A 10,425-nucleotide genomic window follows, 5' to 3' on the forward strand; every position below is an offset into this window, starting at 1 on the left:
CTGGAGGAGTCACCCCGAGGACGAGTCGGAGGTGAGCAGACGCGCGGCGGCCCGCGACCTCGACGGGCTGCTCGTGTCGGTGCAGGAGGCCCTCGACCTGTCGCGCACGCCCGTTCCGCGCGCGGCGCGGGGGCCGGTCGTGCGACGGTCGCAGGACCGGCCGCTGGTCCGGCTGGTGACCGCGCTCCGCGACGACCATCGCCTGCAGGAGCTCGGCGAGCGCATGCTGGCGCCGCTCATCGAGCACGACCTCGCGCGCGGCGGCGACCTGCTCGACGTGCTCGCGGCGATGCTCGCGCACCCGGGCAACCGGACGGCGGCGGCCCAGGCGAGCCATCTCTCGCGCTCGGTGTTCTACCAGCGGCTGGCCCTCATCGGCGACCTGCTCGGGGCCGACCTCGACGACGGCGAGACGCTCACCGCGCTGCACCTCGCGTTGCTCGTGCGGCGGAGCGGGGTGCGCTGAGCGCCGGCTCGCACCATCCGTTACTTGCTCTTGACAAGTACACTTGCGAAGAGCAAGCTGACGGATGACGGCCGACCGGCCGGACCAGACGACCAGCCGACATGGGGGAGACCATGGCCACCAGCATCTTCGTCAACATCCCGACGTCCGACCTCGACCGCTCGAAGGCGTTCTACCAGGGCCTCGGCTACCGCATCAACCCGATGTTCTCCGACGACAACGCGGCCTGCGTCGTGCTCGACGAGAACGTCTACTTCATGGTGCTGACCAGGGAGTTCTTCCAGACGTTCACCGCCAAGCAGGTGACCGAGCCGAAGACCCACGCGCAGGCCCTCATCGCGCTCACGTGCGACTCGCGCGAGGAGGTCGACGCGGTCCTCGCGAAGGGGCTCGACGCCGGCGGAAGCGAGCCGCGACCGGCCACCGACCTGGGATTCATGTACACGCGCGACATCGAGGACCCCGACGGCAACATCCTCGAGTTCTTCTTCATGGAGCCCGCCGCCGTCGAGAAGGGTCCCGACGCGTTCCTCAGCGAGCAGGGGGCCGGCGCCGCGGCGACCGGCGCCTGACGGTTCCGTCGTGGCGGCACGCGGCCGCGGGTTCGGCCAGTACAGCGGCGTGGCCCGCGCGATCGAGCGGGTCGGGGAACGGTGGGCGCTGCTCATCGTCCGCGACCTGCTCGTCGGGCCGCGCCGGTACGGCGACCTGAAGGCGAGCCTGCCGCGGATCCCGACGAACATCCTCGCCGACCGGCTGCGCGAGCTGCAGGAGTCGGGTGTCGTCCGGCGCGTGCCGACGGTCCGGGGCGGCTACGAGCTCACGCCGCTCGGGCGCGAGCTCGAACCGGTCGTCCTCGCGCTCGAGCGCTGGGGCTGGTCGGTCCTCGGCCACCCCGGCGAGGAGGAGCGCGTGAGCCACGAGGCGCTCGCCGTCGCCCTGCGGTCCGCGTTCCGGCCCGAAGCCGCGGCGATCGAGCCGGCGACCGAGTACGTGCTGCATGTCGGGCCCACCTCGGTCGCGGCCGTCGTCGACGGGCCGGCCCTCGAGGTCGCGCCCATCGGACCCGATGCCGTGCCGCAGCCCAGGCCGTCGGAGCCGGCGGATGCCGCAGGGGCGAGCGTCGAGTTCGCGCTCGAGCCGTCGCAACTCCGCGACCTCATCGCGGGGCGAGCGGATGCCGCGACCGTCCCGGTGCTCGCGGGCGACGCCGACGGGGTGGCGCGCTTCGCGCGCACCTTCCACATCGAGGCCGCCGATCCGCCGGACGACGCGGCCGGCGGGCTCGCGGCATCCGCCGCCTGACGGCGTCGGTGCCCGTTGTCGGCCCGCGACTGCGGCATCGGGGCGCCCCTCCGTGCCACCGATCCTCCCAGCACCCCCGGCGGCCCGGGAGGGGTTGACCGCCGCCGCTCGGTGCGCCCACCGCGGCATCCGATGCCTGTCGCGTTCGTGCGTCGGACGCAACCCCGTGACGAGGGGCGGGAAGGCGGGGTAGAACGAGGTGATGACCTCCCCGCTGATCCTCGGTCCGATGCTCCGCCACGTCGACGAGACGTCGGCGACGATCTGGGTCGAGACCGAGGATGCCGCGTCCGTGCGTGTCCGGGCCGACGGCCGCAGCTGGCAGGAGCGCACGTTCGCCGTGCACGACCACCACTACGCGCTCGTCGAGCTCGACGGGCTCGAGCCGGGGTCGGTGCTGCCCTACGAGGTGGACGTCGACGGTGAGCAGGCCTGGCCCGAGCCGGACTCGGAGCTCCCGGCATCCGTCGTCGCGACCTGGGAGCAGGGCAGGCGACTGCGCCTCGCGTACGGGTCGTGCCGCACGAGCGTGCCGCATGACCTCGAGGGCAACCTCACGCACGGCGTCGACGCGATGCGCGCGTTCGCGCTCGCGCTCGCCGCGGGCTACGCCGAACGCCCCGACCTCATGATGTTCCTCGGCGACCAGGTCTACGCCGACATCACCTCGGACGAGATGCAGGAGTTCATCCGGAACAAGCGCGACATCGACGAGGAGCCCGGCGAGGAGCTGAAGGACTACGAGGAGTACGCCCACCTGTACCGGCTCGCATGGTCGGACCCGGCCAACCGCTGGCTGCTCTCGACTGTGCCGACCGCGATGATCTTCGACGACCACGACGTGCGCGACGACTGGAACGCCTCGCACGACTGGAAGCAGAAGATGGAGGCCACCTCCTGGTGGCACGGCCGCATCGTCGCCGGACTCGGCTCGTACTGGGTGTACCAGCACCTGGGCAACCTCACTCCGCAGGAGCGGGCCGACGACGAGCTCTGGCAGCGCATCGCCGGGCACGACGGCGACCACGAGCTCGACCTCACCGACGAGGTCGACGCGTTCGCCGACCGCAGCGACCGGGAGCCGACGAGCGTGCGATGGAGCTACACGCGCGACTTCGACGACATCCGCCTCGTCGTCGTCGACTCCCGTGCCGCACGCCAACTCGACCCGGACGACCGGGCCCTACTCGATCCGGACGAGCTCGACTGGTTCGACGCGCAGCTGCGAGGGGACTTCCGGCACGTGCTCATCGCGACCTCCCTCCCGTTCCTCCTCCCGATGGGGCTGCACAACGTCGAGGCGTGGGACGAGGCGATCTCGCAGGGTGCCTGGGGCCGGCGGGCGGCCCGCGTGGGCGAGGTGCTCCGCCAGGCCGTCGACCTCGAGCACTGGGCGGCCTGGGAGGACACGTTCCAGAAGGTCGCGCGGATGGTTCGGGAGCTCGCCGCCGGCGAGCGCGGCGCGGCACCGCAGAACGTGCTGTTCCTCGCGGGCGACGTGCACTACTCCTACCTCGCCCAGGTCGACCGCGACGACGTTCCGGGGTCGCGGATCCTCCAGGCGGTGTGCTCGCCCATCCGGAACCCGCTGCCGCGCGTCATGCGCTGGTTCTCGGTGGTGATGTCGTACGGCGCGGCGACGCCGATCGGCCGGCTCGCCGCGCGTTCGGCCAAGGTCCCCGATGCGCCGTTCCGCTGGCGCACCGTGAAGGGGCCGTGGTTCGCGAACAACCTCGCGATGCTCATCGATCGCCCCGACGAGCTGAGGCTGACGTGGCACACGGGCGTCGTCGACGACGGCGACCAGCGGCATCCGCACCTCGAGCAGGTCGCCGACGTGCGGGTGCCGGCGGATCCACGCGCGCGGGTGACCTCGGGCTGACGCGCCGAGCGTTCGCCGGTCCCGGCAGGCTCAGGCCGCCGTGTGCTCCGCTCGGCCCCCGAAGGCGGCGCGCACCTCGTCGTGTGGCAGGGCGACGTTCGCGTGCCCGTCGCGGCCGACCATGTCGCGGGCCGCGACGAGGACGTTCGCGACGGCCTCCTCGGTCGCCTGCACGACCGCCTCGAAGTAGGGGTCGATCCGGCCCCACGGCACGAAGCGCGCGGTCTCGTAGGGATCCTCGCCCGGCTCGGCGGTCGGGATGCTCGACGTGAAGGCGCCCGCGTTGGCGGTCGAGCACGCCAGGAAGATGTCGCCGGAGAAGTGGCTCCCGCTCGTCCCGGTGCGCGCGAGCCCGAGCGGCACCCGGCGGGCGAGGGCCTCGCACTGGCCCGGCAGGAGCGGGGCGTCGGTGATCACGATGCCGATCACGCTGCCCGATCCGGCGCGCACGCGCGCCCGCCGGCCGTCGCGGACGAACCACTCGATGTCCTCGTACGGGTTCGGAGCAGCCGACTCCCGGCCGAGGGGGACGCCGGCGAGCCGCAGCTCGTCGCGGGTGCCGAAGTTGGCCTGCAGGAACACGCCGACGGTGTGGGTCTCTGCGCCGAACCGCACGACGCGCGACGCCGTGCCGGACCCGCCCTTGAAGCCGTAGCAGTTCATGCCCGTGCCGCCGCCGACATTGCCCTCGGCGACCGGGCCGCCCGCGGCCGACTCGATGGCGAGGATCGCGTGCTCGGGTCGCACGTGGCCGGCGTTGATCTGGTTCAGGTAGCCGTCCCAGGTCTCGCCGACGACGGGGAGCATCCACTCGGCCGACAGTTCGGGGTGGACCTCGTTCGCCCAGCGGTCGATGCCCGTGTGCACCGCACCGACCGCGTGGCTGTTGGTGATGCCGATCGGAAGCGTGAGCGAGCCCGACTCCTCGATCCAGCTGCGCCCGGTGAGCTCGCCGTTGCCGTTGAGCGAGTGGACGCCGGCCGCGCAGGGGACGCCCGCTCCCTCGCGGCCGCGGGGCAGGATCGCCGTCACCCCGGTGCGTGCGACGACCTCGTCGCCGGGCGCGCCCTCGATGATCGTCGCGTACCCGACCTCGACGCCGGGGACGTCGGTGATCGCGTTCCATCGGCCGGGAGTGCCGTCGAATGGCACGCCGAGGTCGCGGGCGCGGGTGGGGGGCTGCGGCGTGGTGGTCATCGTCGACTCCAGTACTCGAACAATCGTTCAGATGTTACGACTTCCGACGATAACAGTCTTGACAGGAGCCGTCGACAGAAAGTTGAATGCATGTTCAAGTTCCTTCCCCCGACCAGCGCCCAGCGCGTGAGGAGACCTTGCAATGACGCAACAGATCCCGGAGACGATCGAATCCGGCACCCCGCCGGCCCGGCAGGCCGCCGGAGCCGGCAGGCTCGCCGGTGGCCGGCTCCGCGTGTGGGACATCGTGTTCTTCGTCGTGTCCGCGGCCGCCCCGCTGACGGTGGTCGCGAGTGCCGCGCCCACCACCATGCGGCTCGGCGGCGTCGGCGCTGCGGGCGCCATCCTCGTCTGCGGCGCCATCCTGGTCTTCTTCGCGGTCGGCTTCACCGCGATGTCGCGGCACGTCCGCAACACCGGAGCCTTCTACGCGTACGCCTCGCGGGGGCTCGGCAAGCCCGTCGGCATCGGGACGGCCCTGGTCACGGTGTTCGCCTACATCGTCCTCTCGGTCAGCTTCTACGGATTCCTCGGGTTCTTCGCCCAGCTGACCTTCGCCAACCTGGTCGGCCTCGACCTGCCGTGGCCGATCTGGTCGCTCATCGCCGTCGCGTGCGTCGCCTTCCTCGGCTACCGCAAGGTGGACGTCGGTGCGAAGGTGCTCGCCGTGCTCCTCACGGCGGAGGTGGGCATCCTGCTCGTGCTGTCGATCGCGGTGCTCGTGAACGGCGGCCCCGAGCCGTGGAGCGCGGCGCCGTTCGCACCCGAGGCCGTCTTCCTCGCTCCGGGCGTTGCGGCCCTGTTCGTCACGGGCTTCGGCGCGTACATCGGCTTCGAGGGCACCGCGATCTACTCGGAGGAGGCGAAGGACCCGTCGCGCACGGTCCCCATCGCGACCTACATCGCCATCGGGTTCCTCGCGGTGTTCTACGCGTTCACGTTCTGGATGATCACGGTCGCCTTCGGAATCGACGGCGTCGTCGACCTCGTGGCGAGCGACGACTTCGAGTCGACGATCTTCATCGCGGGCGAGCAGTACCTCGGCTCGTGGGCCGGCGCCGCACTCCAGGTGCTCATCGTGACGAGCTTCTTCGCCTGCCTGCTCGCCTTCCACAACGCCTCGAGCCGCTACGTCTACTCGCTGGCCCGCGAGGGCCTGCTGCCGAAGCGGCTCGCCCGTACCCACGCGACGAGCCGGTCGCCGCACGTCGCCAGCACGACGATCGCCCTCATCGCCGTGGTCGCGATCCTCGTGGCGGCGGCGACGAACGCCGACCCGATCCTGCAGCTCGGCATCTGGTCGTACGGCGCGGGCGTGTCCGGCCTCGTCTTCGCCCAGGCCGTCGCGGCCGTCTCGGTCATCGGGTTCTTCGCCCGCGACCGGCGCGGCTACGGCCGGTTCCGCGTGGTGGTCGCTCCCGTGATCGGCGCGCTCGGACTGATCGGCGGGTTCCTGCTCATCGTGCTGAACTTCCAGTACGTGACGGGCCTCGAGCCGGGCGCGAACGCCCTGCTGATCATGCCCACCCCGGTGCTGTTCGTGGCCGGTATCGTGTGGGGACTGGTGCTGCGCCGCCGCAACCCGGCGCAGTACGCCGAACTGGCGGAGTCCAGGACGGACTGATCCCGAGGAACCGCACACGTGAACCAGAGCACCAGGCAGGCGCAGCGCCGCGACGCACTCGTCGCGGCGCTGCGCCGCGTCGCGGGCGAACGCGGCATCCTGCAGGCCAACGTGCGCACCGTCGCCGCCGAGGCGGACGTCAGCGCGGGCAGCGTGCTCTACTACTTCCCGACCTTCGACGACCTCGTCGCCGCGGCGGTCGAGGGCGTGCTCGAGGAGTTCTACGAGCGTCGTCGCCGGATCGCCGAGGAGGTCGCCGACCCGCGCGAGCGACTCCGGGCGATGATCGATGCGGGCATCCCCGACGAGATCAGCAGCGACCTCCGGATCGTCTACGAGAGCATCGCGCTGCTCCCCGAGCGGCCGCAGCTTCGGCCGCTGCACCGGTCGATCGTCGAGCGCCAGGTGATGCTCTACCGCACGACGCTCGAGATCGGCGCTGGGGTCGGCGTGTTCCGGCCGCGCACGCCCGTCGCGGCGATCGCGAGGAACCTCGTCGCGCTCGAGGACTCGTACGACATGTACCCGCTGATCGGGCTCGGCCTCGACCGCGACGAGTGCCGGCGAGCGGTGCTCGACTACGCGGCGCTGGCGCTCGACTGCGAGCTCTGACCCGGCGAGGTCGGCGGATTGCGCGCAGCCGGGCGCACTGAGCGGCGCACCCGGCTGCGGTTGACGCGACGCGGGCGCCTCAGCGCGCGATGAACAGCTTCCGCAGCGTCTCCGTGACGGTCCAGACCGTCGACATGCCCGCGTCGAGGCGCACGATCGACCCGGGTCGGAGCTCGATCGCCGGCAGCGCCGGCTCGACGAACTCCACCGTCGCGCGGCCGGCGATCACGAGGAACACCTCGTCGACCTCGACGTCGCGCATCCCGCCCGGCGTCATCTCCCACACGCCGAGCTCGCCCGCCCGCCCGCCGTCGGCGGGCTCGTCGAGCGGGGCGTAGCCGGTCTCGGGCGTGCCGGCGACGACCTGGTCGGCCGGGACGGGCTCGTGTGCGAGCGCCAAGCCCGCGGCATCCGTCATCGCACCCGCGGCGAGGCGCGCGAACGCGGGCTCGGACGCGCTCACGAGTCGAACCCGAGGCCGAGGGCGTCGAGGGTCTTCAGCAGCATGTTGCGTCGTCCTCCGTCGTGGTCGGCGCGGTCGAGGGACCAGCGCGTGGCGTTGATGCCGAGGGATGCCGCGGGCTCCGGCGGGAACGGCAGCGGCCGCGTCTGCACCATCTTCAGTCGGGTGCGCTCGGTGTCCCGACCCGCGAGCAGGTCGAGCATGGTCTCGGCCATGAAGCGCGTCGAGGCGACGCCGAGTCCGGTGAACCCGGACGCGTAGGCGACGCGGCCGTCGCGCGCGAGCCCGGTGAACGCGGTGAACTGCGTCGACGTGTCGATCGCGCCGGCCCACTTGTGCGTGAAGCGCAGGCCCTCGAGCTGCGGGTAGGTCGTGAAGAAGTGGCTCGCGAGCTTCTCGAAGCTCTCGGGCCGGTCCTCGTAGGCGTCGCGGACGCGCCCGCCGAAGTGGTAGATCGCGTCGTAGCCGCCGTACAGGATCCGGCCGTCGCGGGTCGGCCGCGAGTAGTGGAATTGGTTGGCCATGTCGCCGATGCCCTGGCGGTTCGCCCAGCCGATCGAGGCGCGCTGCTCGTCGGAGAGCGGCTCGGTCATGAGCACGTAGTCGTAGACCGGCACGGTCATCAGGCGGTTGCGCTTGAGCAGCGACGGGAACACGTTCGTCGCGAGCACCGCGCGCGTCGCGTCGACGCGGCCGTGCTCGGTGACGAGCTGCACCGCGCCGGTCGAGCCCGCGGTGTCGAGGCGGGTCACGGGCGAGCCCTCGAAGATCTCGACGCCGGCCTCCTCGGCGACGCGCGCGAGCTCCGCGGCGAGCTTGGCCGGGTGCAGGATGGCGCTCGTGCGCGTGTTCCAGATCGCGCCGAGGTACGTGGGGGAGTCGACCTCCTCGCGGACCTGGTGCTCGTCGAGCAGCTTCACCGTGTCGTCGCCGCGGGACGCGGCATCCGCTGCCGCCTCGTGCAGCCACTCGACCTGGTGCGGCTCGATCGCGACGTCGAGGGCGCCGTTGCGCTCGAACTCGAAGTCCATGCCGAACTCGGCCTCGGACGCCTCGATCGCGTCGAGGTTGGCCAGGCCGAGCCGGTCGAGCTCGTCGATCTCGTCGGGCCAGCGGTTCACGCCGTTCTCGCGGCCGTGCGTGAGGCTCGCCTCGCAGAAGCCGCCGTTGCGGCCGGATGCCGCCCAGCCGATGCGCCTCGCCTCGAGGAGCACGACGTGCAGGTCGGGGTTCGCGCGCTTGGCGAGCACCGCCGTCCAGAGGCCCGTGTAGCCGCCGCCGACGACGGCGAGGTCGGCGACGATGGTGCCCGCGAGGCGCGGCCGTGCGCGCGTCGCGTCGGCGGGGAGGTCGTCGAGCCAGAACACGCTCGCCCTGGTGTCGGCGAGGCTGCGGTCGATGACGGATGCCGCGGGGCGGCGGCGTTCGAAGACGGTCGTTCCCATGGGTGGGATCACTCCAAGTCGGTCTGGTGGCATCCATACTGCCCTATATTGCACAGTTGGACAATAGACAGGCCGTCGGGATGACGTGGAGCGATCGGACACCCTGCGCGACGTTCCAGGAGGGCTGTGGATGACGGACCCTCGTGTCGGAGGCGTCGGGCAGTATCGAGCGCATGCCCGCCGTGCCGCCCGCTCCTCCCGTGCCGCCGCCCGCCCCCGACCTGCTGGAGTTCGACGCCGACCTGACCGGCCCCGAGCTCGACCTCGAGCAGTGGATCCCGCACTACCTGCCCCAGTGGTCGAGTCGAGAGCGCACGCGCGCACGGTACGACGTGGTCGACGGCGTGCTGCGGCTGCGGGTCGACGCCGACCAGCCCGCATGGTCCGTCGAGTACGACGGGTCGACCCAGGTGTCGAACCTGCAGACCGCCGTGCGCTCGGGGCCGGTCGGCTCCGGGTCGGGGCAGCATCCGTTCCGCGAGGGGCTCGTGGTCCGCGAGGCCCAGGCGGACCGCCGGCTCTTCACGCCGCACTTCGGCCGCGTCGAGATCGTCGCCGCCATCGACGGCATCGACGAGCACGCGATGGCCGCGCTCTGGATGATCGGAATCGAGGACGAGCCGCAGCGCTCCGCGGAGATCTGCGTCTTCGAGATCTTCGGTCGGGACATCGCCGACGACGGCAGCGCGCTCGTCGGCATGGGCGTGCACCCGTTCAACGACCCCGCCATCACCGACGACTTCGAGCAGGTGCGCCTGAACGCCGACGTGCGCGAGCCGCATCGCTACGCCGTCGACTGGCGCCCGGACGAGGTGGTGTTCTCGATCGACGGGCTCGTGCGCAAGCGCGTCGCGCAGTCGCCGCAGTACCCGATGCAGCTCATGCTCAACGTCTACGCGTTCCCGCCGGAAGCGCCGGCGACGGCCGCGTACCCGGAGTCGTTCGCGGTGCACGCGGTGCGGGGGTACCGCGCGGAGTGAGCCGGGGCCGACGGGCCGTTCACTCCTTCGCGGCGCCCTGCAGCGCGCGCTCGACCTCGATGAGGGTCATGAAGCTGCGGCGCATCTCCCGGGTCGACGCGAAGTTCAGCACGATGTCGGCGTCGTGCACCGGATCGTGGAAGGCGTGCGTCGCGAGCACGCCGATGTGGCCCGTCGGGCGGGGCAGGGCGGCGAGGAAGGGCGAGAACCCGCCGAAGCGGATCTCCATCATCCCCGCGCCGTACCTGATGCCGGGACGGAAGCGGTTCCGCGGCTCGGCGAGGCGCGCGAACGTCGCCGGCGCGAGCAGGCTGCCGTCGTGCAGGCCCCTGCTGAAGGCGGCCAGGTCGTCGAGCGTGCTGACGATGCCGCCGCCCGCCCAGTCGCAGCTGAGGCTCGCGAACCCGCTCGCCTCGACGCGGCCGAGTCGGAGCGGCGCGATCCTCGGTCG

General features: G+C 71.9%; 11 protein-coding genes. 7 read left to right on the top strand and 4 right to left on the bottom strand.

The window, feature by feature from the left end:
- The 4 genes from ESO86_RS05825 to ESO86_RS05840 all read left to right on the top strand — a co-directional run.
- Nucleotides 1-466, top strand: a 466-nt coding sequence (locus tag ESO86_RS05825) for a helix-turn-helix domain-containing protein (protein ID WP_165307380.1), incomplete at its 5' end; no start/stop codon positions are given.
- 113 nt (nt 467-579) lie between these two features.
- Complete coding sequence (locus ESO86_RS05830) at nt 580-1,038, top strand: VOC family protein (protein WP_129234024.1); 459 nt, start codon at nt 580-582, stop codon at nt 1,036-1,038.
- Nucleotides 1,039-1,048: 10 nt separating this feature from the next.
- Nucleotides 1,049-1,771, top strand: coding sequence for a winged helix-turn-helix transcriptional regulator (locus ESO86_RS05835; protein WP_129234026.1), 723 nt, complete (start codon nt 1,049-1,051; stop codon nt 1,769-1,771).
- Nucleotides 1,772-1,973: 202 nt separating this feature from the next.
- On the top strand, nt 1,974-3,653 hold the full coding sequence (locus tag ESO86_RS05840; RefSeq protein ID WP_129234028.1) for an alkaline phosphatase D family protein: 1,680 nt from the start codon (nt 1,974-1,976) through the stop codon (nt 3,651-3,653).
- Between the two features lie 30 nt (nt 3,654-3,683).
- On the opposite strand, the gene ESO86_RS05845 is transcribed toward ESO86_RS05840, so the two are convergent.
- Nucleotides 3,684-4,850, bottom strand: coding sequence for a DmpA family aminopeptidase (locus ESO86_RS05845; RefSeq protein WP_129234030.1), 1,167 nt, complete (start codon nt 4,848-4,850; stop codon nt 3,684-3,686).
- 142 nt (nt 4,851-4,992) lie between these two features.
- Between ESO86_RS05845 and ESO86_RS05850 the strand changes: the two genes are divergently transcribed.
- Both ESO86_RS05850 and ESO86_RS05855 read left to right on the top strand, forming a co-directional pair.
- Nucleotides 4,993-6,474, top strand: coding sequence for an APC family permease (locus ESO86_RS05850; protein ID WP_129234032.1), 1,482 nt, complete (start codon nt 4,993-4,995; stop codon nt 6,472-6,474).
- Between the two features lie 18 nt (nt 6,475-6,492).
- Entirely contained in the window at nt 6,493-7,086 is a 594-nt protein-coding gene (locus ESO86_RS05855) for a TetR/AcrR family transcriptional regulator (RefSeq protein WP_129234034.1), read from the top strand.
- Between the two features lie 79 nt (nt 7,087-7,165).
- Here ESO86_RS05855 and ESO86_RS05860 read toward each other — a convergent pair whose 3' ends face one another.
- Together ESO86_RS05860 and ESO86_RS05865 are read right to left on the bottom strand one after the other, a co-directional pair.
- Nucleotides 7,166-7,549, bottom strand: a complete 384-nt coding sequence (locus tag ESO86_RS05860; RefSeq protein ID WP_242492224.1) for a cupin domain-containing protein — start codon at nt 7,547-7,549, stop codon at nt 7,166-7,168.
- Complete coding sequence (locus tag ESO86_RS05865) at nt 7,546-8,994, bottom strand: NAD(P)/FAD-dependent oxidoreductase (RefSeq protein ID WP_129234036.1); 1,449 nt, start codon at nt 8,992-8,994, stop codon at nt 7,546-7,548. The genes ESO86_RS05860 and ESO86_RS05865 overlap by 4 nt, the downstream gene beginning before the upstream one ends.
- A 173-nt stretch (nt 8,995-9,167) precedes the next feature.
- Between ESO86_RS05865 and ESO86_RS05870 the strand changes: the two genes are divergently transcribed.
- Nucleotides 9,168-9,974, top strand: a complete 807-nt coding sequence (locus ESO86_RS05870; protein WP_129234038.1) for a glycoside hydrolase family 16 protein — start codon at nt 9,168-9,170, stop codon at nt 9,972-9,974.
- A 19-nt stretch (nt 9,975-9,993) separates the two neighbouring features.
- Here ESO86_RS05870 and ESO86_RS05875 read toward each other — a convergent pair.
- On the bottom strand, nt 9,994-10,425 hold a 432-nt coding region (locus ESO86_RS05875; protein ID WP_165307383.1), incomplete at its 5' end, for a beta-lactamase family protein.

It is taken from the genome of Agromyces binzhouensis (assembly GCF_004135055.1).
GTDB classification, from domain to species: domain Bacteria; phylum Actinomycetota; class Actinomycetes; order Actinomycetales; family Microbacteriaceae; genus Agromyces; species Agromyces binzhouensis.